29 protein-coding genes and 1 pseudogene are annotated in these 26602 nt (G+C 73.9%); 21 read left to right on the top strand and 9 right to left on the bottom strand.

The genetic code is table 11. The features are described 5' to 3' along the window. Positions 1-35 precede the first annotated feature (35 nt). Positions 36-2201, top strand: coding sequence for a hypothetical protein (locus tag ACIRRS_RS00500; protein WP_402962636.1), 2166 nt, complete (start codon positions 36-38; stop codon positions 2199-2201). Further along, a complete protein-coding gene (locus tag ACIRRS_RS00495; RefSeq protein WP_402962633.1) occupies positions 2198-2887 on the top strand; it encodes a hypothetical protein in 690 nt (229 codons plus the stop codon). Before ACIRRS_RS00500 ends, ACIRRS_RS00495 begins: the two co-directional genes overlap by 4 nt. A 14-nt stretch (positions 2888-2901) precedes the next feature. Here ACIRRS_RS00495 and ACIRRS_RS00490 read toward each other — a convergent pair whose 3' ends face one another. After that, complete coding sequence (locus ACIRRS_RS00490) at positions 2902-3813, bottom strand: aminoglycoside phosphotransferase family protein (protein WP_402962631.1); 912 nt, start codon at positions 3811-3813, stop codon at positions 2902-2904. Positions 3814-3987: 174 nt separating this feature from the next. Between ACIRRS_RS00490 and ACIRRS_RS00485 the strand changes: the two genes are divergently transcribed. After that, positions 3988-4305 (top strand): trypco2 family protein, encoded by a 318-nt coding sequence (locus tag ACIRRS_RS00485; protein WP_402963533.1) that lies wholly within the window; start codon positions 3988-3990, stop codon positions 4303-4305. An 11-nt stretch (positions 4306-4316) separates the two neighbouring features. Beyond that, entirely contained in the window at positions 4317-7133 is a 2817-nt protein-coding gene (locus ACIRRS_RS00480; RefSeq protein ID WP_402962629.1) for a tetratricopeptide repeat protein, read from the top strand. 21 nt (positions 7134-7154) lie between these two features. On the opposite strand, the gene ACIRRS_RS00475 is transcribed toward ACIRRS_RS00480, so the two are convergent. The 5 genes from ACIRRS_RS00475 to ACIRRS_RS00455 form a co-directional block, all read right to left on the bottom strand. Beyond that, complete coding sequence (locus ACIRRS_RS00475) at positions 7155-7892, bottom strand: hypothetical protein (protein WP_402962626.1); 738 nt, start codon at positions 7890-7892, stop codon at positions 7155-7157. Positions 7893-7906: 14 nt separating this feature from the next. Further along, a complete protein-coding gene (locus ACIRRS_RS00470; RefSeq protein WP_402962623.1) occupies positions 7907-8218 on the bottom strand; it encodes a hypothetical protein in 312 nt (103 codons plus the stop codon). A 40-nt stretch (positions 8219-8258) separates the two neighbouring features. Then, positions 8259-8975 carry a hypothetical protein gene (locus tag ACIRRS_RS00465; RefSeq protein WP_402962621.1) on the bottom strand — a complete coding sequence of 239 codons (717 nt, stop codon included), beginning with the start codon at positions 8973-8975 and terminating at the stop codon, positions 8259-8261. 77 nt (positions 8976-9052) lie between these two features. Further along, positions 9053-9448, bottom strand: coding sequence for a hypothetical protein (locus tag ACIRRS_RS00460; protein WP_402962618.1), 396 nt, complete (start codon positions 9446-9448; stop codon positions 9053-9055). A 123-nt stretch (positions 9449-9571) separates the two neighbouring features. Next, positions 9572-10543 (bottom strand): Lrp/AsnC family transcriptional regulator, encoded by a 972-nt coding sequence (locus ACIRRS_RS00455; RefSeq protein ID WP_402962615.1) that lies wholly within the window; start codon positions 10541-10543, stop codon positions 9572-9574. A 136-nt stretch (positions 10544-10679) separates the two neighbouring features. Here ACIRRS_RS00455 and ACIRRS_RS00450 point away from each other — a divergent pair, with 136 nt between their 5' ends. The 5 genes from ACIRRS_RS00450 to ACIRRS_RS00430 all read left to right on the top strand — a co-directional run bounded on the left by ACIRRS_RS00450 (position 10680) and on the right by ACIRRS_RS00430 (position 16395). Next, a complete protein-coding gene (locus ACIRRS_RS00450; protein ID WP_402962613.1) occupies positions 10680-12149 on the top strand; it encodes an MFS transporter in 1470 nt (489 codons plus the stop codon). A gap of 129 nt (positions 12150-12278) precedes the next feature. Beyond that, the gene (locus tag ACIRRS_RS00445) at positions 12279-13559 is read left to right on the top strand and encodes an esterase/lipase family protein (protein ID WP_402962610.1); all 1281 of its coding nucleotides are present in this window, start codon (positions 12279-12281) and stop codon (positions 13557-13559) included. Positions 13560-13570: 11 nt separating this feature from the next. Then, the gene (locus ACIRRS_RS00440; RefSeq protein WP_402962607.1) at positions 13571-14599 is read left to right on the top strand and encodes an alpha/beta fold hydrolase; all 1029 of its coding nucleotides are present in this window, start codon (positions 13571-13573) and stop codon (positions 14597-14599) included. Positions 14600-14773: 174 nt separating this feature from the next. After that, positions 14774-15481, top strand: coding sequence for a DUF4232 domain-containing protein (locus ACIRRS_RS00435; protein ID WP_402962605.1), 708 nt, complete (start codon positions 14774-14776; stop codon positions 15479-15481). A gap of 239 nt (positions 15482-15720) precedes the next feature. Continuing rightward, positions 15721-16395, top strand: a complete 675-nt coding sequence (locus tag ACIRRS_RS00430) for a polysaccharide pyruvyl transferase family protein (RefSeq protein ID WP_402962602.1) — start codon at positions 15721-15723, stop codon at positions 16393-16395. Between the two features lie 23 nt (positions 16396-16418). On the opposite strand, the gene ACIRRS_RS00425 is transcribed toward ACIRRS_RS00430, so the two are convergent. After that, positions 16419-17753 (bottom strand): lipase family protein, encoded by a 1335-nt coding sequence (locus tag ACIRRS_RS00425; RefSeq protein ID WP_402962599.1) that lies wholly within the window; start codon positions 17751-17753, stop codon positions 16419-16421. A gap of 235 nt (positions 17754-17988) precedes the next feature. On the opposite strand from ACIRRS_RS00425, the gene ACIRRS_RS00420 reads away from it, so the two are divergent. The 3 genes from ACIRRS_RS00420 (at position 17989) to ACIRRS_RS00410 (ending at position 19640) form a co-directional block, all read left to right on the top strand. After that, positions 17989-18714 (top strand): class I SAM-dependent methyltransferase, encoded by a 726-nt coding sequence (locus tag ACIRRS_RS00420; RefSeq protein ID WP_402962597.1) that lies wholly within the window; start codon positions 17989-17991, stop codon positions 18712-18714. Between the two features lie 189 nt (positions 18715-18903). Beyond that, positions 18904-19113, top strand: a complete 210-nt coding sequence (locus ACIRRS_RS00415) for a hypothetical protein (protein WP_402962594.1) — start codon at positions 18904-18906, stop codon at positions 19111-19113. Positions 19114-19127: 14 nt separating this feature from the next. Then, the gene (locus tag ACIRRS_RS00410; RefSeq protein ID WP_402962591.1) at positions 19128-19640 is read left to right on the top strand and encodes a hypothetical protein; all 513 of its coding nucleotides are present in this window, start codon (positions 19128-19130) and stop codon (positions 19638-19640) included. A 148-nt stretch (positions 19641-19788) separates the two neighbouring features. Here ACIRRS_RS00410 and ACIRRS_RS00405 read toward each other — a convergent pair whose 3' ends face one another. Further along, the gene (locus ACIRRS_RS00405; RefSeq protein ID WP_402962589.1) at positions 19789-19929 is read right to left on the bottom strand and encodes a hypothetical protein; all 141 of its coding nucleotides are present in this window, start codon (positions 19927-19929) and stop codon (positions 19789-19791) included. A 320-nt stretch (positions 19930-20249) separates the two neighbouring features. On the opposite strand from ACIRRS_RS00405, the gene ACIRRS_RS00400 reads away from it, so the two are divergent. Together ACIRRS_RS00400 and ACIRRS_RS00395 are read left to right on the top strand one after the other, a co-directional pair. After that, positions 20250-20975: a 2OG-Fe(II) oxygenase gene (locus tag ACIRRS_RS00400; protein ID WP_402962586.1), complete on the top strand. Its 726-nt coding sequence runs from the start codon at positions 20250-20252 to the stop codon at positions 20973-20975. Positions 20976-21007: 32 nt separating this feature from the next. Then, positions 21008-21175, top strand: a pseudogene (locus ACIRRS_RS00395) (Ada metal-binding domain-containing protein); the annotation flags it as partial. A gap of 44 nt (positions 21176-21219) precedes the next feature. On the opposite strand, the gene ACIRRS_RS00390 reads toward ACIRRS_RS00395, so the two are convergent. Continuing rightward, positions 21220-21510 (bottom strand): muconolactone Delta-isomerase family protein, encoded by a 291-nt coding sequence (locus ACIRRS_RS00390; protein ID WP_402963530.1) that lies wholly within the window; start codon positions 21508-21510, stop codon positions 21220-21222. 121 nt (positions 21511-21631) lie between these two features. Between ACIRRS_RS00390 and ACIRRS_RS00385 the strand changes: the two genes are divergently transcribed. The 7 genes from ACIRRS_RS00385 (at position 21632) to ACIRRS_RS00355 (ending at position 26544) form a co-directional block, all read left to right on the top strand. Then, entirely contained in the window at positions 21632-22528 is an 897-nt protein-coding gene (locus ACIRRS_RS00385) for a LysR family transcriptional regulator (RefSeq protein ID WP_402963527.1), read from the top strand. A 237-nt stretch (positions 22529-22765) separates the two neighbouring features. Further along, on the top strand, positions 22766-23473 hold the full coding sequence (locus ACIRRS_RS00380; protein ID WP_402963524.1) for an SDR family NAD(P)-dependent oxidoreductase: 708 nt from the start codon (positions 22766-22768) through the stop codon (positions 23471-23473). A 49-nt stretch (positions 23474-23522) separates the two neighbouring features. Then, a complete protein-coding gene (locus ACIRRS_RS00375) occupies positions 23523-23891 on the top strand; it encodes an SgcJ/EcaC family oxidoreductase (protein WP_402962584.1) in 369 nt (122 codons plus the stop codon). Positions 23892-24266: 375 nt separating this feature from the next. Continuing rightward, positions 24267-24977 (top strand): 2OG-Fe(II) oxygenase, encoded by a 711-nt coding sequence (locus ACIRRS_RS00370; RefSeq protein WP_402962581.1) that lies wholly within the window; start codon positions 24267-24269, stop codon positions 24975-24977. 9 nt (positions 24978-24986) lie between these two features. Then, positions 24987-25289, top strand: a complete 303-nt coding sequence (locus tag ACIRRS_RS00365; RefSeq protein WP_402962578.1) for an Ada metal-binding domain-containing protein — start codon at positions 24987-24989, stop codon at positions 25287-25289. Next, complete coding sequence (locus ACIRRS_RS00360; RefSeq protein ID WP_402962576.1) at positions 25286-25837, top strand: hypothetical protein; 552 nt, start codon at positions 25286-25288, stop codon at positions 25835-25837. Before ACIRRS_RS00365 ends, ACIRRS_RS00360 begins: the two co-directional genes overlap by 4 nt. Beyond that, entirely contained in the window at positions 25834-26544 is a 711-nt protein-coding gene (locus ACIRRS_RS00355; protein WP_402962573.1) for an alpha-ketoglutarate-dependent dioxygenase AlkB family protein, read from the top strand. Before ACIRRS_RS00360 ends, ACIRRS_RS00355 begins: the two co-directional genes overlap by 4 nt. Positions 26545-26602: the final 58 nt, after the last annotated feature.

Genomic DNA, 26602 nt, shown 5'->3' with positions numbered 1-26602 from the left:
GGGCCGAAGCACCTGTGGAGGGGGAAAGCCGGATCATGGGTGGACGTCGCCGGGTCCTGCCGTTGTCGCTCGGGCTCTTACTCACGGCCCTGATCGGGGTCGCCGGCCTGCCGGGCACGGGCGAGGCCGCGCCCAAACCGATACCCCTGCCCACCTTCGGCGGCACGGCGCCCACCGCCGACGAACTCCCGGGCGGCGCCCACCCCGTGTCGCCCGGCGGGATCCAGGTCTACCACTACGAGAACGCCTCCGAGGCGTTCCGGGGCCGCCCCGAGCCGAACCAGGCCGACGTCGAGGCCGCGACGTACAGCGACAAGGCCAAGACCTCCGGCACCTGGGAGCACATCCTGACGCGGTGGCGGGACTACCAACTCCGCAAGGCCGCCGAACAGGCCGCCTACGCCAAGGACCCCGCGAACACCAAGCGCCCCTCCCGCACCCAGCCCTGGACGACCTGGCTCAACGGGCAGATCCCGCGCGAGGGCAACGACGCCCAGGGGAAGGCCTTCCAACTGCACGTCGCCGACCGGCTGCGCCTCGGCGCCAACTTTGGCTGGAAGACCGAGGTCAAGGTGCCGGAGGCGAACCGCCAGTACGACTTCGCCAACGAGGCCCTCGGTCTGTACTACGAGGTCAAGTCCGGCCTGGGCATCGACATGAAGAAGGAGTTCCCGGAGGACAAGGCCTTCGTCGAGGGGGAGAAGGGGAAGGCCAGCCCCCGCAAGCTGGTCTACATCTTCCCCGGCGAGCCCACCAAGGCGGCCAAGGCCGCCCTCCAGGGGGCGGGCATCTCCTACTTCGTCGTGCCCGCGAAGAAGCAGCCGGTCATCCCCGGCAGCAGCCCCAACGGCGCCAAGACCGGCCCCGCCGTACCGGACGACACCATGCGCGCCCCCGACCAGTTCCAGGCCCAGGGCGCCGCCCCGAGCGAGATCACCGGCTCCGCGAACACCGCCGAAGAGGCAGCCGAACTGCGGGCGGACAACGCGGAGTTGGACGAGGAGGCCGGCCAGCCCGGTGCGACCGACGACCTCGGCGGCGTCGACTTCTCCACCCTCGAACTCCGCTACGTCTCCGACACCTACCACCACGGCCCCGGCGTCCAGTACGCCTTCAAGGCCGACTCCCTCGACCCCGACCAGGACTCCTTCGGCGGCGCGCGCAACGCCCGCCTCGCCTCCGACTCCTTCTTCGTCTGGATGGAACTCCCGCCCTCCTCCTTCACCGTGAACCTCAACCCGGACGAGCCGGACCGGATCATCGACGCCAAGTTCGGGAAGACCGACGCCGGCCGTGTCCTGCTGGAGGCGGACCTGGCGATGAAGAAGGTCGTCGCCAAGTTCATCCACCCGGACACCCCGGCGGGCCAGACGTTCTGGGACTCCCTCCAGGGCGACACCAAGTGCATCTCGATGCGCCAGTGGATCGTGCCCGACACCGCCACCGTCCGCGACACGGGCGACGAACTGTACATCCTGGACGCGCCGTTGCTGGTCAAGATGGAGTCGGACGTCGTCAAGGCCCAGGGCGTCGGCGGCTCCAACGGCTGCACCCAGCAGGACAAGGCGACCACGAAGCACAACGAGGACGTCTACCGGCAGACGATCCTCCCCCAGGTCCAGGACGCCGTGAACCACGCGCCCGAGTACGCCGACCTGCGCCGGGTCTACGCCAGCCGGGTCGCCGCCGAATGGTTCCGCCAGCGCGGCGCCACCAAGCACACCGCGTACTCCGACCTCGTCGGCAAGGGCGACATCAGCCACTGGACCTCCCGCGAACCCTGGTCGCCGCGCGAGGTGTTCGACCGCTACGTCCAGTCGTACAGGAACGGCGAGTTCAACGTCAGCCACACCACCACCAAGGGCGACACCGTCTACACCTACACGTACGTCTACGGCGGCGTGAACTTCAGCCGGATCAACGAGAACCGGGTCAGCGCCGAGCAGTTCGCCAAGGACCACCCCGAACTCGCCACGGCCGCACGGGACGCGCTGAACGGACCCAGCGGCGACGGGAAGGGGCTCTGGCTCGGCGGCCAGACCACCGCCGTCCCCCCGGCCGAGGCCTTCGCCGCCCCGCCGCAGGCGACCTCGAACCGGCTCTTCTACCCGCTCGCGGCCCTGCCGCTCCTGCTCTGGCTCACGGCCGGCGGGGTGTTGCTGATCCGCCGCCGGCGCACGGCCGAACGGAGTCCGCGATGACGGCCGCGGCCTGGCCGGCCGCGCCGCCGCTCCCGCCCGCACCGCCACGGCGGCCCCGCGCGCCGGGCACGGTCTTCGCGGCGGGCTACCTGCTCGCCGGGGCGGCCTCACTCGCCCTGGTGGCGGCGACCGGCGCCTTCTTCGCGATCCCCGAGTACAGCGACTACCGGACGGAACAGGCCGCCGACCCCCAGGCCGGCAGCGCCGCCGCGACCGGCCTGGCCGCCTTCGGCACCTCGGCGGCCGTGGTCGCCGCGGCCGTCCTGCTCCTCGCCGTCCTGGCGGGCCGGGGGCAACAGACGGCCCGGGTCCTGGCCTGGGTGGTGGGCGGCCTGTCGGCCGTCGCGGAGGTGCTGGTCCTGCGGTCGGACGCCTACGGCGCGCTGTCCTGGCTCAGCGACCTGATCCGGCTCGCGGCCGCGGGCATGCTGGTGCTGACGGCCGTCTCCCTCACCCTGCTCGCGCTGCCGGCCTCCCACCGCCACTACCGCCTGACGCGCCGCCGGGCCCGCCCCACGCCGCCGCCGTTCCTGCCGGCGCCGCCGCCCTTCGGCCAGGCCCGCCCGCTCCCGAGCACCCCGGTCCCACGCCCCGGCTACCTCACCCAGCCACCCCCGCCGCACCGCTACCCGCCCCCACCACCCGGAACGCCGCCGACCCCCGGACTGCCGCCGCCGCCCGGGTAGTCGGCCACGCCGCCTCAGCCCCGATCGGCGAGGACGCCCGCGAGCACGCGCCGCGCGTCACGGGCGTCGGCGCCGTCCTCGCCCAGGCTCCCGGCGCACGACACGAGCGTCTTCCACAGCGCCCAGCCACGCCCGCGCGCCCAGGCCGCGTCGTCGACACCGAGGCGCTCCCGGAACCGCTCGCAGCCCTCGGCCGTGAGCAGGGTCCACGCGATCGCGAGGTCGCAGGCCGGGTCCCCGACGCCGCAGGTGCCGAAGTCGATGACGGCGCAGAGCCGTCCGTGACGGAGGAGCAGGTTCCCCCGGGCGAGGTCGCCGTGGAACCAGACGTCGGGCCCGTCCCATCGCGCCTCGACTGCCCGCGTCCACACGGCGTGCGCGCGTACGACGTCGACGTGGCCGCGCAGCGCGTCCAGCGCGCCGAGCGCCTCGGCCTCGTACGTGCGCAGCGTCGCCCCACGGAACCAGTTGTGCGTGCCGGGCTGCGGCCCGTCCGAGGCGTCGACGCCGCGCAACGCGGCGAGGAAATCGGCCAGGCCCTCGGCGAAGCGGATCGGATCGACGACCGACTCGAAGGTCGCGGGTGTGCCCTCGATCCACCCGTAGACCGACCACGCGAACGGGTAGCCCGCACCGGGGCGCCCCTTCGCCAGCGGTATCGGGACCGGAAGGGGGAGAGCGGTCGCCAGCCGGGGCAGCCAGTGGTGTTCCTTCTCCACGGCCAGGGCGTATTCCGCCGCGCTGGGCAGGCGGAGCACCATGCTGTCGCCCAGGCGGAAGGTCCGGTTGTCCCAACCGCCGTTCTCCGCGGCCGTCACCGGCAGGGCGGCCCACTGCGGGAACTGCTCGGCCACGAGGCGCGACGCCTGGATGGCCGTGACGGCGACCCGCCGGGGCACGGGCCCGAGATCCGGAACATCGTTCACCAGGTACCCCTTTGTCCGGGTTCGCGTGCGGGCGGAGGGAGTTCGCCCCGTACGAGTAGAACCCACCCGTCGCAGTTGATCGGTTCGGCTGCGGGCGGCCGGGCGGCGGTCCTACTGTTCTCCTGCTGATCAGACGGTTCGTCGAGTGGGGTGGGCGCAGTGGATGTTCCCTTGGTGGAAGCGATCGCGGCGGTGCGGGACGAGTTGATCGCGGCGGCCGCGCAGGGCGGGGAGCATCCGGACGTGGTGTTCGCGGTCGGCCCGGTGGAGATGGAGTTCGAGGTCGAGCTGCGCGCCGACGCGAAGGCGAAGGCCGGGTTCAAGCTCTGGGCGGTGGGCGCGGAGACGGAGGCCGGGCTGTCGCGCGGCCGCACGCACCGGGTGTCGTTCAGCCTCACGCCGAGGAACGTCCACGGCGGCGACCTGCTCGTCAGCGGATCGCCCGACCGGCAGCACGGCCCCGGCGACACCTCGGGCCGCATCCCCGACTGAGGGAGCAGGGGATGGAGCGGGCGCGACTGGTCGGGGTGACCGGGCCCGGCGGGCCGGGATCGGGGTACGTGCTGGGCGGGCGCCTGGTGCTGACCTCGGCCCACGTCGTGGGGCGGGCGGGGGAGGGCGTGGAGGTCTTCCGCCCCGGCGTCGACGGCACGGCGGGCGGGACGGTGGTGTGGTGCGGTACGCCCGGCGGCCGTGACGACGCCGCCCTCGTCCTGGTCGACGAGACCTGGCAACCCGTGACGGGCACGGTCCGCTGGGGCCGCTTGGTGACCGACCGCCCCGGCGCCGCCTGCGAGAGCTGGGGACTTCCGGAGACGGCCCAGCGCCCCGGCGCCGCCGTGGAGGCGGTCCAGGTCAGCGGACGGATCAACCCCGGCAGCGGCTACGTCGGCAACCGGTACGTGATGGACCTGCTCCAGCACCCGCCGCAGGGCTCCTCCCCGTGGGGAGGCGCCTCGGGCGCCGCCGTCTTCTGCGACCGCCTCCTCGTCGGCGTCGTCGCCTCCGACCGCGCCGACTCCGGCCACGGCCGGCTCAACGCCGTGCCCGCGTACGTCCTCCACCACGACCGGGGCTTCCGCACCGCCCTGGCCAGGTACGCCGGTACGGCGAGCGGCCTGGAGGCCGTCGAGTTCCAGCACCTCGCCGACCCGGCGGGCACCGCCCCACGCGGAGCCCTGCGCTCACCCGCCGCGCTGCTCCAGGCCGAACAGCGGATCGTGCCCTTCCACGGACGGGAGGAGCTGATCGGGCGGCTGCGGGCCTGGTGCGCCCAAGGAGGCTTCGGGGCACGGTTGTTGTACGGCCCCGGAGGGCAGGGCAAGACCCGCCTCGCGCTCCACCTGAGCGACCTGCTGGCCGCCGAGGGGTGGGCCGTGCTGTGGCCGCGCCCGGAGGCGGAGGCCGAGCAGGTGCGGGAGATCCGGCACGCGAGCAGGCCGCTGCTGGTCGTGCTCGACTACGCGGAGACCCGGGCGGAGCAGCTCGCCGCGCTGGTCGAGGCGGCGAGTGAGCACGCGGGGGCGACGCCGCTCAAGCTCCTGCTGCTGGCGCGGACGGACGCCGACTGGTGGCAGCGGGCGCGGACGGTCACGCGGCTCGCCCAGGACCACCTTGAGGGCGCTTCGGCCCATTGGCTGTCTCCCGTGGACCTCTACACGCTCGACTTCGGCCGGGTCTACCGGCAAGCGGCCCAGGCCTTTGCCGCCGCCCTGCCAAGCGTTGAGGGCCTGGCTCATCACGATTGGTCGGCAGCTGCTGCCGTACTGCCCGAGCCACCGTGCCGTTCAGGCGTCAATACGCTCACCCTGCACATGACCGCCCTCACCGATCTCCTCGAAACCACGCTGGCCGATGTGCCGTCCCGGGCTGCAGCGTCGCCAGCAGTGGAGGATCGCCTGCTCGGACACGAGCACCGTTACTGGGAACAGAGCGCCGAGGCCCGAGGCCTGATGTCCGGGCTGACCCTCGACACCCTCACGACCGCACTGGCCGCCGCACAGCTGATCGGAGTGGTCGACCGAGAGCAGGCCGACAGGCTGTGGCGTCGGGTACCTGCCCTGGCGGATCAGACTCGGGACCGCCGGAACGCCGTCACCGCCTGGATCGCCGCGCTGTACCCCGCAGCCTCCGACGACCGGCTCTGTGAGGGCATTCAGCCCGACCGCCTCGCCGAGCGCCTCGTCGGGCGCGTCCTCGACGCGGACCCGATGGTGGCCGATCGTCTTCTGGCCGACGCGGACGACACGGAGGCGGCCCGGCTGCTGTCCGTCTACAGCCGTGCGGCCGGCCACGCCGTCCTCGACGGGCGGCTCGACCAGCGCCTGTCGGACCTGTGCACTCGATACCACGGCCGGTTCGCGAGCCAGATCGTTGCCACGGCCGTCCAGACCAGTTACCCAAGCCCACTCGTCACAGCTTTGCACGCCATCTCCGACGACTCTGCGGCTCGGCTGGACGACCTCGTGGCCCTGAACGCCGCAATGCCTCCGTCCAGCCTCCGACTCCTCCATGTGGCGGCCCGTCTCGCCCAGAACCTCACCAACCGCTACACCGCCCTGGCCCAGCAGGACCCGGCCACCTACCTGCCCGACCTCGCCACTTCGCTCAACAGCCTGTCGAACCGCGTCGCCTCCGTGGGACAGGGGGAGGAAGGGCTCGCGGCCGTCGAGGAAGCGGTTCGCATCCGCCGAGTCCTGGCCGGGGAGGACCCGGATACGTATCTGCCGTACCTCGCGGTGTCCCTGAACAACCTGTCTCTCCGGCTTCGGGATGCGAACCGGCACGACGCGGCCCTGGCAGCGATCCAGGAGGCCGTTGGCATCCGCCGTAATCTGGCCAGGACGAACCCGAACGTCCATCTACCCGACCTCGCGATCACCCTCATCAACCTGGCTGCGGGTTTGGGGGAGGCGAGACGTCAGAGTGAAGGTCTGGCCGCGCTCCAGGAAGCCACCGACTATTACGAGATTCTGGCGAAGGCCGACCCCGGCACCTATCGACCTCGTCTGGCCGTCGCCCTCAACAACTTGTCCCTTCACCTGAGGCGGGCAAGACGGTGGCAGGAGGCACTTACCGCGATCCGGAGGGCTGTCGGTATTCGTCGAGCATTGGCCGAAACGAACCCGGATGCCCATCTGAGTGAACTCGCCAACTCGCTGAAGATCCTCGCGGGCGCTCTCGTCTCGGTGGGGTTGACCGAAGAGGCCAGAACAGTGAGCCGGGAAGCCGGGGTTCTGCAGATGAGGTCCGAGAGGAAGCCACGGCAGGAGGAGCATGGAGCCGTCTACAGCAGAGGGGGACCACGCGGGTGGCGGTGAGGTGGCGGGGGACCCCACTCGCTACGCCGGCTTCACCGACACCGGCCAGTGCCCGCCCGGGTACTGGCTCGTGTCGACGGCGTTGCCGTGCAGCGCGGCCATCTCCTTCGCCTGTGCGCCGAGCAGCACCATCAGGGCGCTGACGGCCGCCACGATCACCGCCGTATTGACCCCGGCCTCCTCGATGATGAGCAGGAACCCCGCCCACGAGAACACCACCGACCCGAGTGCCGCGATGGCGGTGATGGTGGCCGCGATGAACTTGACCAGCACGAGCGCCAGCGCGAGGTAGAACGCCAACCCGGCCGCCGCGCAGGTCTCCAGCGAGGTGGACGTCTTGTCGCACGTCCCGCCCAGCGAGGTCGCGGCGGCCGCCTGGCGCGGGATCTCCTTGCCGTACGCGTCGGCCGCCGCGCCCTTCCACTCCCCGGTGGCGCCGAGCACCGCCGGCTGGAGCTGCCCGGTGACGCCGTTGGCCAGGCCGCGCAGGGTCTGCCACTGGAACCCGTGGACCATCATGTAGACCGGTGCGGCCGCGCCTTCCAGGCACTCCTTGATCTTGTCGAGGATCCAGGCGCCGATCTCGCAGAGCTTCTTCCCGAACCAGATCACCTTGTCGGCCAGCCACCCGGGTATCCACCACTGGTCGGCAGCCGAATTCGCCTTGCCGGGGACGGTGTTGAGCTTGGCGGACAGGCTGCTGACGCCCGAGGTCAGCTTGTCGACCGTCGCCTGGTACTGCGCCGCTTGAAACGCCATGCCGGTGGCTCCCCTCACTTGCCCGCGATGGCCGCGATGTCGGCCGAGGTCTTCTGTTCGTGGTGGTCGTAGTTGTCCGCGACCTTGCGCAGGCCGTCGCCGACCGCCTTGAGGTTCTTCTGCCCCTCCAGGGAGCGGTCGTGGACGGCCGTCAGGACCTCCGCGTAGGCGCCGACGACGAGTTGGAAGACGCCGGCCTGGAAGCGGTCCATCGTCATCGACTGCACGGACGTGGCGATCTTGCCCAACTGCTCGCTCTGCTGGTCCCAGATTCCGGCCTCCGTGCGCAGGGTGTCCGTGGTGACCTTGTAGCCGTCATCGGCCATGGTGGTGTCGCTCCCTTCTCGTTGTTCTCGTCCCGCCGCCTCACGAGTGGTGCAGCCGGCCCGGGTCCGTCAGCAGCGCGAGCGCCTCGCGCAGCATCGCGTCCGTGCCCGCGCCCTCCTCCTCGGCGGCCCGGACGGCGGCGGCCAGGCGGGTACGGGCCTGGGCCAGGGCGGCGGCCAGTGCGCGGTTCAGCGCGGCGGTGCCGGCCTCGGCCGCCCACCGGCCGTCCGTCTCGCAGGAGACCAGCCCGCCGCGCGCGAGGACCACGCTCACGTGCCCGGCCTCGTCACCGCCGCGCCCCTGCACGGGGGTTACGGGTGCGTCGGCCCGGTCGAGCGCCGCCAGCACGTCCTCGGCCAGCTGCTCCAGCGGACGCGGGGTCACCTCGCCCAGGTCGCCGAGGAGCGCGGGAAGACCGGGCACCGAGGTGCCCGCCTCCGGCAGCTGCTCCGGCACGGACTCCCAGGCGGCCCGCCCGGCGCCGTCCTGCCAGGCCGACAGCCGGTTGACGGCCGCCGCCTGCCCGGCCTCGACGGCCGCGCCGCCGAGCGCCTCGGGGGAGAGGCGCTGCCGCCAGCCGGCCGTGACGGTGATCGACTGCGGGAGGTCCTCCGCGTCGATGACCACGGTCACCGAGCCGGTGCGGTCGGCGCCCTCGGAGCGCCGGGGGAGGACGTCGCGGGTCGCGGAGAGCGCCCGGGCGAAGTCGCCCAGGGCGGCGCTCATCTCCTGGAGTTCGTGCAGCGGGTCGGTCATGGCGCGGGCCTCCCGGGCCGTACGGGCTCCGGGTGGGAGCGCGGCGGCGGTCGTCGGACTGATCGGGTCGGGTCGGGTCAGGGGCGGAGGGCGGCGGCCGTCCGGGTCGACTGCTCGCACAGCAGGGCGAGGGCCACGGCCCCGCCGAGCAGCAGGAAGCCGCTGGAGGAGACGTGGGCGTCGCCGAGGAGGGAGGTGAGGGCGACCGCCGCCGTCAGCCCCGTCGCCCCGCCGGCCAGGACGGACGCCCACCGGGCGCCGCTCGCCCGTACGGGGCGGCGCACCGCGAGCAGCACGGCCACCGCCGTGGCGGCGGCCGCCGCGTACAGGGCCGCGTCCGCCCACCAGCCGGGCGCCCACGGCCTGTCGCGCCAGATGGCGAGGGGGCAGAAGAGCAACGGGCACTCGGCCATCAGCCCGAGCAGCACGAGCGTGGTCCGGTCGGCCTGCTTGGGTCTAGCCTTGTTGCTCACATGACACCCCCGTCGTCGGCGGTCACTATACCGAGCAGGGGCGTTCAGGAGTACGGTTGCGCAAAATCACTGATGTTCCGTCACATCCCTTTCTCCAGCTGGGAATTGGCTGTGAAGTCGGTGTCAGGGCATGCGCAGCGTCGCGGCGGCCTTGTAGGTGCGCAGCACGGGCGCGGTCTCGATCCGCGCGACGGCCTCCAGTGCCACCCGCCGGGTCAGGTAGTGGTGCAGTTCCCCGGCGCTCCCGCACAGCGCGTGCGCGACCAGGTTCGTCGGGCCGGTCGTCGCCCCGACCAGGGCCAGCTCCTCGTGCCCGGCCAGTTCGGTGGCGACCTCGTCCAGCCGGGCGGGCGCGACCTGCATCCACAGCAGCGCGGAGACGGTGACGCCGAGGAGCGCCGGGTCGATGTCCACGTCGAAGAACAGGGCTCCGCGCGCACGGAGTTCGGTGAGCCGCCGGGTCGCGGTGGACGGGCTCGAGCCGGTCCTGGCGGCGAGGTCGGCGTAGCTGAGGCGGGCGTCCTCGCGCAGCGCGTCCAGCAGCAGCCGGTCGGCGTCGGTGAGCAGGTACGCGGGTTCGCACGGGCCCGCGCCGCCCTCGGGCCGCAGCCGCGCCTGCTGCGCGGCGTCGAGGGCGGTGAGGCGGCCGCGCCAGGCGGTCGGCCCGCCGAGGTAGGTGTGCAGCAGGTAGTGCGCGGAGACGGCGGTGATCCCGGCGGTGCGCGGGATGTCGCGCAGCAGCAGGGCGTGGGCGTCCGGGCCCGTCGGCGAGGTGTGGATGATCGCCACGATCTCGGTGCCGCCGGAGGTCAGCCGTACCCAGGAGGTGTCCGGGCGGCGCGCGAGCGCGACGGCGAGGTCGTGCGCGGTGCGCGTCGCGGCCGTCAGCCGGACGAACCACTGCTGGGTGCCGCTGCTGCGTGGGTCGGGCAGCGCGACCACGCGCAGGCCGGCCTGCGCGTGCAGGCGGCGGTAGCGGCGGACCACGGTCTGCGTGGAGACGCCGAGGACCTCGCCGACGAGGGTGAACGGCGCCCGCGCGTCCACCTGCAGGGCGTGGATCAGAGCGCGGTCCAGATCGTCGAGTACGAGCACATCCACCAAACTAGCCGACTCGGATGGAAGTAATCACCCATCTCTGCGCCGGAGATGGAAGCAGCGGCGCGACCGGCGGCACGGTGGTCACCTCACCGGGGCGAACCTCCGCCCCGGACCCCGTGAGGAGGACCGCATGCCCCGGGCCGTAGGCACCTTGACCGCATCCGCGCCCCCCGCGTACCGGTGGCGGTGGCCCGCCCTGGCCGCCGTCCTGGTCGCCGAGGCGATGAACCTCCTCGACGCGACGATCGTCCAGGTCGCGGGCCCCGTCATCCACGCCGACCTCGGCGGCGCGGATGCCACGATCCCGTGGTTCAGCGCCGCGTACACCCTCGCCTTCGCCCTCGGCCTGCTGACCGGCGCCCGGCTGGGCGACATCGCGGGCCGCCGCCGCGTCTTCCGTCTCGGCGTCGCCGCTTTCGCCGTCGCCTCGCTGGCCTGCGCGCTCGCCCCGACGACCGGGGCGCTGATCGGGCTGCGCGCGGTGCAGGGCGCCGCCGCCGCGCTCGTCATCCCGCAGAGCTTCGGGCTGATCCGGGCGATGTTCGACGGCGACGAACTGCCCAAGGCCCTCGGCACGATCGGCCCGGTGATGGGCCTGTCCGCCGTGCTCGGCCCGGTCCTCGGCGGGGTCCTGACGCACGCCGACCTGTTCGGCTCCTCCTGGCGCGCCGTCTTCCTCGTCAACCTCCCCCTCGCCGCCGCCGTGCTGGCGATCGCGCCACGGCTGCGCGAGGACCGCGCCCCCGCCCGTCCGCGCCTGGACCCGGCCGGGACGGCGCTGGCGGCGGCCGGCACCGCCCTGGTGGTGTGTCCGCTCGCGACCGGCACCCCGGGCCCGGCGGCCTGGGCGACGGCCGCCGGGGGCGGCGCCGTCCTCGCGCTGTTCGTCGCCCACCAGCGCCGCGCCGCCCGCCGTGGCCGGGCCCCGCTGGTCGAACCGTCGCTGCTGCGCGGCCGGGCCTTCCCGGCGGCGCTGGCCACCTCGCTGCTGTTCTTCGCCGTCGTCAACGCCGTCATGATCACCGTGGTGCTGCACCTGGAACTCGGCCTCGGCCGGGGTCCGTTGGCCACCGGTCTGACGCTGCTGCCCTGGTCGGCGGGCCTGGCCCTCGGATCGTGGGTGGCCGGCGCGAAGCTGGTCCCGCGCCACGGGGACCGCGTCCTGCACGCGGGCCTCGCCGTCCTCGCCCTCGGCCTGGCCGCCGCCGTCCTCGCCTACCGGGCGGGCGATCCCGGCGCGTACCCGGCGGCCCTGCCGTTCGCGCTCGCCGTCGCGGGCCTGGGCAGCGGCCTGTTCACGCCGCCCTTCTTCACCGGCGCGCTGCGCGGCGTCGGACCGCAGGAGACGGGCTCCGCGGCCGGGCTCCTCAACGCCGTCCAGCAGCTCGGCGGCACGCTCGGCGTCGCCGTCGTCGGCGGCGTCTACCTCATCGGAACAACCGGAACAATCGGAACAACCAGAGCGGTCGGAGCGGTCGGAGCGGACGCCCCGGCCACAGCCGCGCAGGCGGCCCTGGCCACGGCCGGGGCGGTGCTGGCCGCCGCCGCTGTCGCCGCCACCGCGATGACCTCCCGCCGGGCGGGCGCGCGTGGCCGGTGACGGCCCTCTGGCCAGGTGGGCGGTACACATACCGCGACGCCCGAGGTGGCTGCCGCCGACATAGGGAGGCGCCCCCTCCGTTCGTAGGGTGTCCCGAACTGGACCTCGGCGTGGAGGAGTGAACGCGGCATGTGGGGAAGCGGACGTGGGAGGCGCAGCGGCTTCGGCTGGCTGCTCGCGAGCGTGCTCGCGCTGGTCGGCGCGGTCGTCCCGGCGGTACCGGCCTCGGCGGCGGTGCCCGCGAACCTGACGCTGGAGGCGACGTACAGCGGCGTCGCCAACGGCTGGGACCACGTGGAGCGCTACCTCGACACCACGCCCGGCTTCAAACAGGAGCAGTACCCGCCGGACGGCCGCGGCGACCAGGACGGCCAGCGGCTCACCTTCTTCGGCGGCGTCAAGCAGCCCTTCTCCGGCCGCTTCCTCCTCTACTCGGCCCCCGGCTGGAACACCGGGGCCCACCAGGTCCCCGTGCTGCTGGTGCACGGCGCCAACGACAACCCCGACCGCGCCTGGGCCAACCCCGGTGAGTCCGGCGGCTACGGCTGCGGCGCCCTGTCCTGCCCGAACACCGGCCTGATGCAGTCCCTGTCCGGGCAGGGCTACCGGGTCTTCGCGGTCGGCTTCGCCCACAAGCAGGGCGACAACCTGATGCAGGCCCAGGAGGTCGGCGACGCCGTCGCGCTGATCCGCGCCAAGCTCGGCGTCCCCCAGGTCGACGTGGTCGGCTGGAGCAAGGGCGAGATGTCGGCCCGCTCGTACGTCTCCTCCGTCAAGCCCTCCTGGGGCCGCCCCTACGCGGGCGACGTGCGCAAGCTGATCACCCTCGGCGGCCCCAACGGCGGCTACGACTACCCGTACGCGCACGGCTGGGCGCACGACTTCTCCATCTGGCCGCAGTGCGGCGGCAAGATCAACGCCCCCTCGCCGCACCTGCGGATGACCTGCTATGGCACGTACACCGCGCACCCGGAGTTCTCCTTCGCCCCCACGAGCGGCTACGACGTCTACCCCGGGCAGCGGCAGATGCTCGCCCGCTGGGACTCGGTGTTCGGCATCGACCAGACCCAGCAGGACTGGTACACCACCTACTACGGCGGCCAGGGCTTCTACACCGACGGCGCCGGCATCCAGGCCGCGATCGACGCGGGCTCGCTGATCGGCCCGCTCCACCAGGCCGGTGTGCCCGCCTCCGTGAAGACCTACCTGCTGGCGGGTGGCACGCCCGGCGTCGTCGGCATCTACAACGAGAACCGGGGCCCCAGCGACGGCGTGGTCTTCGTGGCCAGCGCCCTGGACACCACCGGCATCGCCACCGTCGGCGGCACCGCGCTGATCGCCCTCGCCAACCACCTGCAACTCGGCTGGGACGGCGCGTCGACCGCGCAGGTCGCCAGTTGGCTGAACTGAGGAACCACCCGATGATCACCGAACGACTCGTCGCCACCGACCGGCTGACCGTCCACCACGCCGAGATCGAGGGCCGCACCGGCGAGCCCGTCGTGCTGGTGCACGGCAACGTCTCCTCCGGCGCCTTCTGGCACCCCACCATGGCCGACCTGCCCGAACGCTTCCGCCCCCTGGCGCCCGACCTGCGCGGCTTCGGCCGCACCGAGCCGCTGCCCGTGGACGCCACCCGCGGCCTGCGCGACCACAGCGAGGACCTGCTCTCCTACCTCCGGGCCCTCGGCCTCGGCCCCGTGCACCTCGTCGGCTGGAGCATGGGCGGCGGGATCGCCCTCCAACTGCTGCGTGACCACCCGGAGTCGGTCCGCACCCTCACCCTGGTCAACCCGGTCTCCCCGTACGGCTTCGGCGGCACCCACGGCGAGGACGGCCGGCTCAACTCCCCGGACGGCGCGGGCTCCGGCGCCGGCGGCGCGGCCCCCGAGTTCGTCCGTCTGCTGAGCGAGGGCGAGACCGGCGCCGACTCGCCGTTCGCGCCGCGCTCGGTGCTGGACAGCGCCTACGTCAAGGAGCCCCTCGCCGACGCGGACCGCTACGTGGCCGCCATGCTGACCACCCGCACCGGGGAGGACCACTACCCCGGCGACGTCCGGCCCAGCGACACCTGGCCCGGCTCCGCGCCCGGCGTGCGCGGCGTGCTCAACTCCATGGCCCCCACCCACTTCCGCATCGACGACCTCGAACTCGTCGAGCCCAAGCCGCCCGTCCTGTGGATCCGCGGCTCCGCCGACGTCATCGTCTCCGACACCTCCCTGTTCGACCTCGCCCACCTCGGCGCCCTCGGCGCGATCCCCGACTGGCCCGGCCCCTCCGTCTGCCCGCCCCAGCCGATGCTCGCCCAGACCCGCGCCGCCCTGGCCCGCTACGCCGCCGCCGGCGGCCGCACCCGCGAGGTCGTCGTCGACGGGGCCGGGCACAGCGTCCACCTGGAGCGGCCCGAGGAGTTCCTCGCGGCGCTGGTCGACACCCTGGACGCCGCCTGACGTCCCCCGACGCCGTCCCGTTCCAGCGTTCCAACCCCACCGCGTTCCCGCTGGTCAGCACCCGTTCGAGCGTCCCGTCCTCCCCGTTGCGCCGCGAAGCGTGGCGGGTGGGACGGATCGCCCCGCAGGCTTCGGTCGTCCGACCGACCCGCCCGCCGAAAGGGGCACGACCACATGTCCGCCCGCACCGTTCGCACCGCTCGCACCTCCCGCACTCGCCTGCTCGCCGCCACGGGCCTCGCGCTCGCCGCCCTCTCCGTGACCGCGTGCGGCAGCACCGTCGTCGACCCCGAGGCGGCCCCTCCCGCGCCCGCTGCGCCCGCCGCGCCCGCTGTGCCGAGCGCCGCCCCGTCGGCCCCGACGACCAAGCCCGCCCCGAAGGCCCCGAAGGCCACCAGGCCGGCGCCGCCCGCCGCACCCACCACCTGCACGGGCGCCAACACCCGCACGACCGCGGCCCCGCTCAGCCGCCCCGTCAACCACATGCTGCTCACCGTCACCAACACCGGCCCCGGCCTCTGCTACCTCTACGGCTACCCCGCCGTCCGCTTCGGCGAGGCCCAGGCCGTCCCCCCGGTCGTCCCCGACTCCAAGCCCCAGGCCGTCGTCACCCTCCAGCCCGGCCAGTCCGGCTACGCCTCCGTCAACCTCTCCTCCGGCGACGGAACCGACGGAATCGACGGCAGCGACGGCAGCGACGGCACCGGCGCCGCCCACGGCCACACCGTCACCACCCTGACCGTCTACTTCCAGGGCCCCTCCGACACCGAGAGCGTCGGCCCCGGCACCACCCCCGCCCTCCCCGCCAAGGGCGCCTACGTGGACGACTCCCTCAAGGTCACCTACTGGCAGCAGCGCCTCGACGACGCCCTCTCCTCCTGACCCCGCAGGCGCGGGGCGGGCCACTCGGCGGCCGGGCGCCCGTCCCAGTGATCGGGAGGCGGCCGGCCACAGCCGTGCGCGAAGGCCCGGCGCGGTCAGGACCGCGCCACTCACACCGTCCGGTCGGCCGCAACACGGGCGCGTCGCGGCCCCGTCCGAGGCAGCGCGATCCGGACCGGGATCCATACGCTCGACACGCTCGACGCACCGCATGTCCGCAATGCCCGGGAAGGACACCCATGGCCACCACCTCGCACCACACCATCGGGGCGTCCGAGATCGCGGTCTGGAACTGGTCCGGCGCCGGGATCCGGAACTTCGGCGACGAACTCGGGCCGGTGCTGCTGGAACGGCTCGGCCACCGCGTCCGACGCGTCCCCGACATCGCCGACGCCGAGGTGATCACCTGCGGCAGCGTCCTGGAGTTCATGCAGAGCGCCCGACCCGGGCTCGTCGTCTGGGGCTCGGGCCTCATCAGAGGCGGCCACTGCGACGCCGAGCGGTTCGACGTACGAGCGGTCCGCGGCCGCCTCACCGCCCAGCGGCTCGGCGTCACCGTCCCCTTGGGCGATCCGGGCCTCCTGGTCTCCGCCCTGTGGAAACGGCCGCCGGTCCGGCACCAGGTCGGCGTCGTGCGGCACTACGTCGACGACCGCGTGTACTCCTGGGCGGACACCGTCATCGACGTCACCGAGCCGGTGGACGACGTCGTCACCGCCATCGGCCGCTGCGCCGCCATCGTCTCCAGCTCCCTCCACGGCCTGATCGTCGCCCAGTCCTACGGCATCCCGGCCGTGCGCATCCACGAGGCGCGCCTCGTCGGCGGCAACTTCAAGTGGGCCGACTACGCGACGGCCCTCACCCGGCCCGTCGACGAGATCCAGCGGGAGCTGGTGGCCGCTCTCCCGCTGTGATCCCCTGTGATCCGCTGCCCCGGTCAGTGGGCCGGTGCGGGCTGTTCCGGGGTGAGGGAGTTGCCGGGCGGGATGTGGCCGCAGTCGGAGGGGGCGGGGCGGCCGGCGAAGCGGTCGTTCAGCCAGGCGAGGGCCTGCGGGGCCCAGACGACGGGGACGCCGAAGTGGCTGAGGGCGTCGTACTGCTGGTACGCGACCGGGCCGGCGCCGGTCGCGCAGTACTGCCGGGCGAGCGCCCGCACGTCCCCGGCGACCGCCACGCCGTCGCCCGTGCCGATGCCGGCCGGGTTGCTGAAGGTGCCCTCCAGAACGCCGCCGCCGCCCTGGGCGATCTGGCCGGGCACGGTCGGGGCCGGGGCCGAGCCGAGGTTGTTCCGGTTGACCGCCGTGACGAAGTCCGCCACCGAGTTGGGGTCGGCGTACCGGGGCTCGGCCATCGCCTTCCAGGTCAGTCCGGGGTAGTGGCCCAGGGCGTCGACGATCGAGGCGTGCTCCAGCTGCTGGAGGACCGAGCGGCCGTAGTCGTTCAGGTAGGGCATGAGGTCGATGCCGAGGGAGCGCGAGACCCCGATCAGCGCCATCGGGGTGATCCCGCTCCACACCAGCGAGCCGTCCACGTACTTGAGGTTGTGCGCCGCGTCCACCAGCAGCCCACCCTCGGTGTAGCCGACCAGTCGGGCGTTCACCTCGGGCGCGTAGCTCGGTGCGAGCGCGGCCGCCCAGGAGGTGGCGACGGCGCCGCCGGAGTAGCCCATCAGCCCGAAGCGGGTGCCGGAGTCCAGGCCGGTCGCCGGGGAGGCGGTCGCGGCCCGGATCGAGTCCAGCGTGTTGGTCCCGTACTCCGGCCCGGCCGCGAGGTCGGCCTTCTGGCCCTCGGTGTCCGGGATCACCACGCTGTAGCCCTGGGCGAGCAGCGGCACCAGGAAGAGCGCCTCGGCGTTCGGGATCACCCCGCCGAGGGTGACGTCCCCGGCCACCGCCCGGGAGGGGCTGTCCGCCGGGTCGAGCGAGTCGTAGAAGGACTGGTAGGAGACGGCCCTGCCGCTGTCCCCGGTCAGGCTGCGCACCACGGTGGTGACGTTGGCCGCGGGGCGACCCTGCAGGTCGGTGGTGCGGTAGAGCAGCTGGATCGCCGTCACCGGGGTGGGCAGCCCCAGCACGTGGTACGGCAGGGTCCGGGTCTTGAGCACGGTGCCCGGTGCGAGCAGGGCCAGCGGCGTGCCGCCGTCGTAGGAGTAGAACGGGTCGCTCGCGGCAGCGGTGCTCGCCGCGGCCGGCCCGGCCGTGACGACCGTCGCGGCGGCGGCCAGGGCGGCGGTGACGGCGGCGGCGAGCAGCCTGGACGTACGCGTGCGCATGACTCCCCCAAGGTTCGTGGATTCCTGACGGTCCGTCGCAGGACGCCGTGTTACCAACCAGTAGGCGGCGTCCCGGAGAACATCATGACAGCGCTCCGACAAACTGCCCCCGCGCCGGACCCCACTTTCTCGGGGCGCCTCGTGACCGTTCACGACCCGGCCTACCGCACGGCCACGGCCCGTACCGGCGAAACCCGGTGGCCGTTCGAGCCCGGCTCTGCCTAGGTTCGGCCGCATGGCTGACGAAGGCTTCGGACATCCACGGCTCGCCGCGCTCTACGACCCGCTCGACCCCGACCGCAGTGACCTCGACGCCTACCTGCGGATCGCGGAGGAGTTCGACGCCGGCCGAGTCCTGGACATCGGCTGCGGCACAGGGGTTTTCGCCCTCCTCCTGGCCGAGCGGGGGATCGAGGTCGTCGGCGTCGATCCCGCCCTGGCATCCATCGACGTCGCCCGGGCCAAACCGGGCAGTGAGCGCGTGCGCTGGATCTGCGGCGACGCGACGGACCTCCCGCCGCTGCAGGTCGACCTGGCGACGATGACGGCGAACGTCGCCCAGGCCATCGCCGATCCGCAGACGTGGCAGGGGACGCTGCGCGGAGCCCACGGAGCGCTGCGGCCCGGCGGACACCTGGTCTTCGAGACCCGTGATCCGGCCCGACGCGCCTGGGAGGAGTGGACCCGCGAGATCTCCCACGGCGTGACCGAGATCCCGGGCGTCGGCTCCGTCGAGACCTGGGTTCAGCCGGTCGACGTGAGCGGGCCCCTGGTGACGTTCCGGTGGACCTACGTGTTCGCTTCGGACGGACAGGTGCTGACGTCGGATTCGACGCTGCGCTTCCGAGAGCGGGAGGAGATCGAGAGGGACCTGGTCGCCCACGGCTACGTGGTGGAGGACGTCCGCGACGCGCCCGACCGCCCGGGGAGGGAGTTCGTCTTCCTGGCACGACGCCCGTGATCCTCGGCGTCCCGACCTCACCGGCACACGTCCCTGCCGGGAAGCCGCGGACAGGCCGGCCAGGCACCGTACGGTCGCCGCCCGCGAGCCCGGGGCGCTTGAGGGGAACGCGGCTGCCGGAGCCCCTCGGCCGGGTGCCGGTGGAAAAACGGGTGCGCCGAGCCTGCCCGGGCCGGGAGACTGTCGGGCATGACTGACCACCGTGCACTCTCCCTGCGTTTCTCCGAACCGGCCACCGACGCCTCGGTGCCCGCCCAGTCCGGCGGCCGGCCGCTGCCGGTCGAGCAGGGGGCCGACTTTCGTCAGCCGCCCGGCGGGACCGCCGCCGCGCTCGCACCGGCTCGGCGGGTGTTCGCGGCCGGAGGCCTGACCTTCTCCGATCCGGAGCGGCAGATCTGACCGGCCCGGGTGCCGTGGTCCGTCGCGGCACGGAACCGGACGGGGCACTGGAACCGCTGCGCAGGGTGCTGCTGGAGCGCGGCCCGGGAGGCTGTCCGGAGTCGGCCGTCGCGGCGGTGGAGGCCGCCTGGGCGGCGCTGGCCGGCGGGGCGGACACCCCGGGGCTGTGGGAGCTCGGTGTGCTGTCCGACGGGGAGGTCCTGGAGGCGCGCCGACTGCTGGCCGAGGTGGAGCAGGAGTTGCGGCCGGTGCTGCGGCTGCCCGTCACGGCCGAGGGCCGGGACCTGGCGCTGGCCCGGTACTGCCTTCGGGACCTGCTGGACGGCCGGCTCGATCCGCTGGCGGCGGCCGAGCGGGTCGGCTTCGGGCTGTGCTCCGCCGACGACCCCGGCTCGCCGCTGCGGCCGGTCCGTGGGTGGCTGCACCGGGCGGAGGACCAACTGGAGTACCGCAGGGGGCTGACGGCGGAGCTGGTGGCCGAACTGTACGACCTGGCCGCCCGGTTGCTGGCGGGCCCGCTGTCCTGACGCCCGGCCCCGGGAGGCCGTACGGGGCCCGGCCGGGGGCTGTGTCAGGCGGCGGATTCGAGGGCGAGGAGGGCGGTCTTGGCGTCGAGGCCGCCGATGTAGCCGCCGAGGGTGCCGTCGGTCGAGTGGCGGTCCGGCGTGGGCGGGGTCAGAACAGGCGCGAGGCGGTGACCTCGGCCGGCTCCTCCAGGGCGAGGAGCTCCTGCTTGCGGCGCGGGCCGCCGGCGTAGCCGGTCAGGGAGCCGTCGGCGCCGAGCCGGGCGCTGACGACGGTGTGCCGGATGTCCATGATCGCTCCTGCGGTCGGTGGCGCTGGTGCTGCGTTCTCGCCCTGTAGACGGACCCGGCACCGGGAACGTGAGATCCGCGCCGAAGAAATCTTCCGGCTCTTCCATTCGGCTGCACCGCACCGGGGACGTCTCCAGCACCCTGCTGCGTTCGCGCATGGAGCACGCCGCGGTGCCCTGACCGGCACCGCGCCACGCGCCCGTCCTGCGGACGCGACGTCCGAATGCCGCCAGCACCCGGTCCCCGCCCCGAGCGAGGATCGAAACCCTCCACCCTCGCGCCCACCCGGGCCACCCCCTGGAACACCCAAGGACCCTCCCCGTGAACGACGCCTCCGCCCCCGACTCCCTGCCCGCCCTCGCGGCCGTCGACTGGCAGGACGTGCGCGCCGATCTGGACCGCGACGGCGTGGCGCTCACCGCGCCGCTGCTCACCTCCGACCAGTGCGCCCAGCTCACCGCGACCTTCGACGACGACGCCCTGTTCCGCTCCACCGTGGTGATGCAGCGCTACGGCTTCGGCCGGGGCACCTACCGCTACTACGCCGACCCGGCCGCCCACCCCGTCCTGCGGGAGCTGCGCGAGCGCCTGTACCCGCCGCTGGCCGAAATCGCCAACGAGTGGGCCCGGCGCCTGGACGGCCCGGCCTTCCCCGCCACGCTCGCCGAACTCCACGACCGCTGCGCCGCCGCCGGGCAGCACCGCCCCACCCCACTGGTGCTGCGCTACGGCCCCGGCGACTACGCCTGCATGCACCAGGACGTCTACGGCGACCTCGTCTTCCCCCTCCAGGCAACCCTCATGCTGGAGCGGCCCGGTGAGGACTTCACCGGCGGGGAGAACGTCTTCGTCGAACAGCGCCCCCGCTCCCAGTCCCGCGCCATCGTCGTGCGCCCCGGCCTCGGCCAGGCCCTGGTCTTCCCCGTCCAGCACCGCCCCGCCCAGGGCCGGCGCGGCTGGCGCCGCCACCCGATGCGCCACGGCACCAGCGCCGTCGAGACCGGACGGCGCACCACCCTGGGCATCATCTTCCACAACGCCCGCTGACCCGCGCCGTACGCCGTCCCCGCTCCCGATCCGTGAACACCGCCACCACCGAGGACGTCCGCTGCCAGGCCGTGCGCAGCCGCGACGCGCGCTTCGACGGCGAGTTCTTCTTCGCCGCCGCCACCGGCATCTTCTGCCGCCCCAACTGCTCGGCGACCACCCCCAAACGCCGCAACGCCTCCTTCCGCCCCACCCCCGCGACCGCCCCCACCGCCGTCGCGGGGGCGGGCGGCGCTGTTCCGTGTCAGGTGGTCCCAGGGTCGTTGGGGTGCGGTTCCAGCGGCGTGACGGTGGCGGTCATCCACGGCCACAGCGGCAGGGTGGCGAGCACCTCGGAGCGCAGCCGCTCCTCGTCCGGTGCCCGCCAGACGCCGATGCTGCGCTTCTCGCCGACCGGCCGCCAGAGCCGGAACAGTCTTCCGGTGTCGGCGAGTTCGCGGGCGCGGACGGCTTCGGCGGCGCGTCGGCGGTCGACCTCCTCGGCGGGGACGTCCGGGGGGACGGCGGTGGTGATCTCGACCAGGAAGTCCCTCATGGTGCTGCTCCCTCGTGCTGTGTGCGTGGTGCTGCTGCCGTCCATGCTCCGCCGGTGCTCCGCGTGGCGCCACGACCTGGATCCTCCGGGGTGGGAGGCGCAGCCTCCCACCGGCCGTAGGGTGTGGGGCGTGGAACTGCGCCAACTGCGGTACTTCGTCGCGGTCGCCGAGGAGTTGAACTTCGCCCGGGCGGCCGCTCGCCTGCTGATCGCCGGGCCGTCGCTGTCCCAGCAGATCAAGGCGCTGGAGCGGGACCTCGGGGTGGTGCTGTTCGACCGGGACCGACGTTCGGTGGCACTGACCCCGGCCGGCACCGCGCTGCTGCCGCACGTGCGGGCGCTGTTGGAGCGGGCGGAGGACCTGCGACTGAGGGCCGGGCGGCTGTCGTCGGCGGAGCCGGTGAGGGTGGGGTACGTCAACTGGTGGCCGCCGGACTTCGCCGCACGGACGTCCGGGGTGGCGACCGTGCACGTGGACGCCTGGGTGGCGCCCTCGCACACCCAGGCCGCGCGGGTGGCGGACGGGAGCCTGGACCTCGCGGTGTGCTGGGTGCCGGACGCGGACCTGGAGCGGCTCGGCCTGGCCGGGCGGCTGATCGGCGCGGACCGGCTGTTCGCGGTGTGCGCCGCGGGCGGCGCGGGGCCGGTGCGGGCCCGTGACGCGGTGGTGCTGGTGGACGAGGATGTCATCTCCTGGGCGTCCTGGAACGTGTACGCGCAGGAGCTGGCCAGTGCCACGGGCGCGCGGGTGGAGCGGATCTCGGACGGCGGGGTGACCGGTCCGGCGTTCTTCGAGCACGTGCGCCGGATCGGGCGGCCGGTCCTCAATTCGCCGAAGGGTCAGACCGCTCCGCTGCCGGCCGATCTGACACGCCGGCCGGTGGTCTCGCCGGAGGTGCACTGGCCCTGGCTGCTGGTCCGGCGGGCCGACGAGGCCAGGGCTGCGGTGCTGGCGGTGGTCGACGCGTTCGACGCGTTCGACGGCGGCGCGGACGTGTGGCTGCCTGGCGGCTCCTGATGCGCTGACCCGTGCTGACCTGCGCTGGGAGGAGGGGCCTTCCAGCAGGGAGGAAGCCGGTCGCGGCGCGGGGTCGGTTCGGCGTTGCCCCGGTCGGCGCGCGCGGCCTACCGTCGAGGTGTCGGCAGGAGCCGGCGGCCGTGGCCCGTAACTGGTCCGGCCGTGACTGGCAGTGCCGCCCCAGAATCCACTCGACCGTGTCCGGTGACGGACACCCTCCGGAGGTATGTCATGCCCATGAATAGTCAGCGGGTCGCCGTCGTCACCGGAGCCTCCCAGGGCATCGGCGCCGCCCTCGTCGACGCCTACCGCAAGCTCGGTCACGCCGTCGTCGCCACCTCGCGCACCATCGCCCCCTCCGACGACCCGGGCGTGCTCGCCGTCCCCGGCGACATCGCCGACCCCGCCACCGCCGAACGCCTGGTCACGGCCGCGATCGAACGCTTCGGCCGGATCGACACCCTGGTCAACAACGCCGGCCTGTTCGTCGCCAAGCCCTTCACCGACTACACCGTCGACGACTACGCCGCCGTCACCGGCGTCAACCTCGCCGGCTTCTTCCGGCTCACCCAGCTCGCCGTCGGCCAGATGCTCGGCCAGGGTGGCGGACACGTCGTCAACATCACCACCAGCCTGGTCGACAACGCCGACGCCCGCGTCCCCTCCGTCCTCGCCTCGCTCACCAAGGGCGGCCTGCAGGCCGCCACCAAGTCCCTCGCCATCGAGTACGCCACCCGCGGCATCCGGGTCAACGCCGTCTCCCCGGGCACCGTCCGCACCCCCATGCACGCCCCCGAGACCCATGACTTCCTCGCCGCGCTCCAGCCTGTGCGCCGCCTCGGCGAGATCGGCGACATCGTCGACGCCGTCCTCTACCTGGAGAACGCCCCCTTCGTCACCGGCGAGATCCTGCACGTCGACGGCGGCGTCAGCGCCGGCCACTGAACCCCGCCACTGAACCCCGCCACCACCCCACGACCCCGGAGCCGCCGCCATGAACACCACCGACACGACCGACGCCCTGCGCACCGTCCTCGACGCCTGGAAGGGCGCCGTCGACGAACACCGACCCGAGTCGGCCGCCGCCCTGTTCACCGAGGACGCGATCTTCCAGGGCCTCCACCCCTACACCACCGGACGCCCCGGCATCGCCGCCTACTACGACTCCCAGCCGGCCGGCCTGAGCGCGAACTACCGGCTCCTGGAGACCCGTCGCCTCGCCGACGACCTGATCCTCGGCTACCTCGGCGTCGCCTTCTCCTTCACCGACCGCCCCACCCTCGACGTCAACCTCTCCGTCCTGCTCCGCCGCACCGACCAGGGCTGGGCCATCGCCCACTACCAGGTCTCCCTGCTGCCCTGAACACGCCCGAAGCGGCCAGGCCGCGGCGCGGTGGTGCGGCCGGGCCGGGGCTGTGCCGGGCGGTCGCTTCGAGGGGAAGGTGGGCGGCCCTGGGATCGAGGCCGCCGGCACAGCCGGTGAGGGAGCCGTCGGCGCCGACCAGCAGGATACGCAAGGGGTCGGCGCCGACGGCCTGACGGCGTCGCCGTCGGCGACGAGGGTGACGAGGGTGACCGCGCCGAGCCGGCTGTTGACGACGGTGCGCCGACCGCGCGGTGGCGCTGCGCCCGCCACCGGACGCGACGTCCGAATGCCGCCAGCACCCGGTCCCGCCCCGGGCCACGATCGAAACCACCCTGAACCCCCGCGCCCCTCCGAAGCACTGAAGGACCACCCGTGAACGACCCCGCCGCTGACGCCGTCCGGGCCGCCGACTGGACCGCCCTGGCGGCCGAACTCGACACCTACGGCTGCGCGTTGACCCCCCGCCTCCTCGACGACGACCAGTGCCGGCGCCTCGCCGCCCTCTACGAGGAGCCGGCCCGCTTCCGCAGCACCGTCGACATGGCCCGCCACCGGTTCGGCTCCGGCCGGTACCGCTACTTCACCCACGACCTCCCCGAGCCCGTCCACGTCCTGCGCGAGGCCCTCTACCCCCGCCTGCTCCCCATCGCCCGCACCTGGGCGCAGACGCTGGGCCGCCCCGCGCCCTGGCCCGACACCCTCGCCGAGTGGACCGCGATGTGCCACGCCGCCGGGCAGGGGAAGAGCTCCCAGATCCTGCTGCGCTACGGCCCCGGCGACTGGAACGCCCTGCACCGCGACCTCTTCGGCGACCTCGTCTTCCCCCTCCAGGTCGTCATCGGCCTCGACGCCCACGGCACCGACTGCACCGGCGGCGAGTTCCTCCTCGTCGAGCAGCGCCCCCGCGCCCAGTCCCGTGCCACCGCCACCGCTCTCCCGCAGGGCCACGGCCTGGTCTTCACCACCCGCGACCGCCCCGTCCCCTCCGCGCGCGGCCACTACGCCGCACCCGTGCGCCACGGCGTCAGCACCGTGCGCAGCGGCCGCCGCCACGCCCTCGGCCTCGTCTTCCACGACGCCTGACAGCCCGCCGTGACCACCGCACCGATACCCGCCGCCCCGGGGCCGCCGCGCACCTACACCCTCACCGGGCCCGAGGGCCGCCCCTACGCCAGCGCCACCCCCGGCACCCTCGGCGGCCACCGCCCCGGACGCCGCTACGGGCGCCTCGACTGCCCCAGCGCGCTGCGCGCCATCGCCGCCGGCCACTACGTACGCCACCGCGTCTTCTTCCCCGACGAAGCCACCGCCACCGCCGCCGGCTACCGGCCCTGCGCCGTCTGCCTGCCCGAGAAGTACCGGCAGTGGAAAGCCCGAAGGACCCGAACCCCGTGAAGCCCCGCTCGCCCCTGCTGACCCCGCCCGAGGCCGCCGCCTACGGCCCCCTGCCCGCGCCCGCCCCGCACACCGCCGCCGAACTCACCGCCCTGCTAGGGCTGTTGACCGGGCACCGCCGCCCACGGCTGCACACCGTGACGATCGGCCACAGCCGCGACGACGCCTCCCGGGAGGCCGCCGAAGCGTTCGCCCAGGCCTGGTGCGCCGCCGGCCACGAGGTCCTGGCCGTCGCCGACTGGCCCGAACGGGCCGCCTCCTGGCTGCGGCCCGCCCACCGTCTCACCGACCGTGAACCCGATGCCCTCGTCATCGCCGCCGCCCCGCTCGGCTGGGCCCAGCTCGCCCGCCGCCTCGCCCGCTCCACTCCCTGGCGCCCGGAGCGTACCTTCGGCTTCGCCTCCCTCGCCGAACCGGCCGCCGCCGCCCTGGCCGGCGACGGCGTGCTGGACGGCCTGCGCGGCGTGAGCCCGGACGGTGGCGCCTGGCGCATCGAGCACGGCTGGACCGAGACCCTCCCGCCGACCACGACGGGCGGCGCCGCATGAACACCGACCCCGCCCCGACGCTGTTCGGCCCGCCGCATGCCGCCTACGAGCGCCGCGAGATCGCGCCGGGCGCCGTCCACCTGCCCGGCTGGCTCACCCCGGGCGAGCAGCGCGACCTCGTCACCGCCTGCCGCGCCTGGGCCGCCGGGCCCGTCCCCATCCGCCGCACCCGGCTGCCGCGCGGGGGCGTCATGTCCGTGCAGACCGTCTGCCTGGGCTGGCACTGGCAGCCGTACGCCTACTCCCGCACCGCCGACGACGTGAACGGCCGCCGGGTCGCCCCGTTCCCCGCCCGGCTCGCCGACCTCGGCCGTCGCGCCGTCGCCGACGCCTACCAGGACGAGGAGCAGGCAGCCGCCTACGAACCCGACGCCGCGCTCGTCAACTTCTACGACGGGACCGCCCGGCTCGGCATGCACCAGGACAAGGACGAGCGCTCCCTCGCGCCCGTGGTCTCCCTCAGCATCGGCGACTCCTGCGTCTTCCGCCTCGGCACCACCGAGCACCGCAACCGCCCCTGGCACGACGTCACCCTCGCCTCCGGCGATCTCCTCGTCTTCGGCGGCCCCTCCCGCCTCGCTTACCACGCCGTCCCGAAGATCCTCCCCGGCACCGGCGACCCCGCCACCGGCCTCACCCGCGGCCGCCTCAACCTCACCCTGCGCGTCACCGGCCTGACCGACGAGCCCGAAGGGGCCGGCCGGTGACCGCAACGGGTCGGGCCCAGGAGGTTCTGACCTCCCGGGCCCGGCCTTCACATGGACG

This window comes from Kitasatospora sp. NPDC101183 (genome assembly GCF_044767945.1).
GTDB lineage: Bacteria > Actinomycetota > Actinomycetes > Streptomycetales > Streptomycetaceae > Kitasatospora.
Note: the sequence above shows the minus strand (reverse complement) of the source record. Positions and strands in the feature narration are given on the sequence as shown.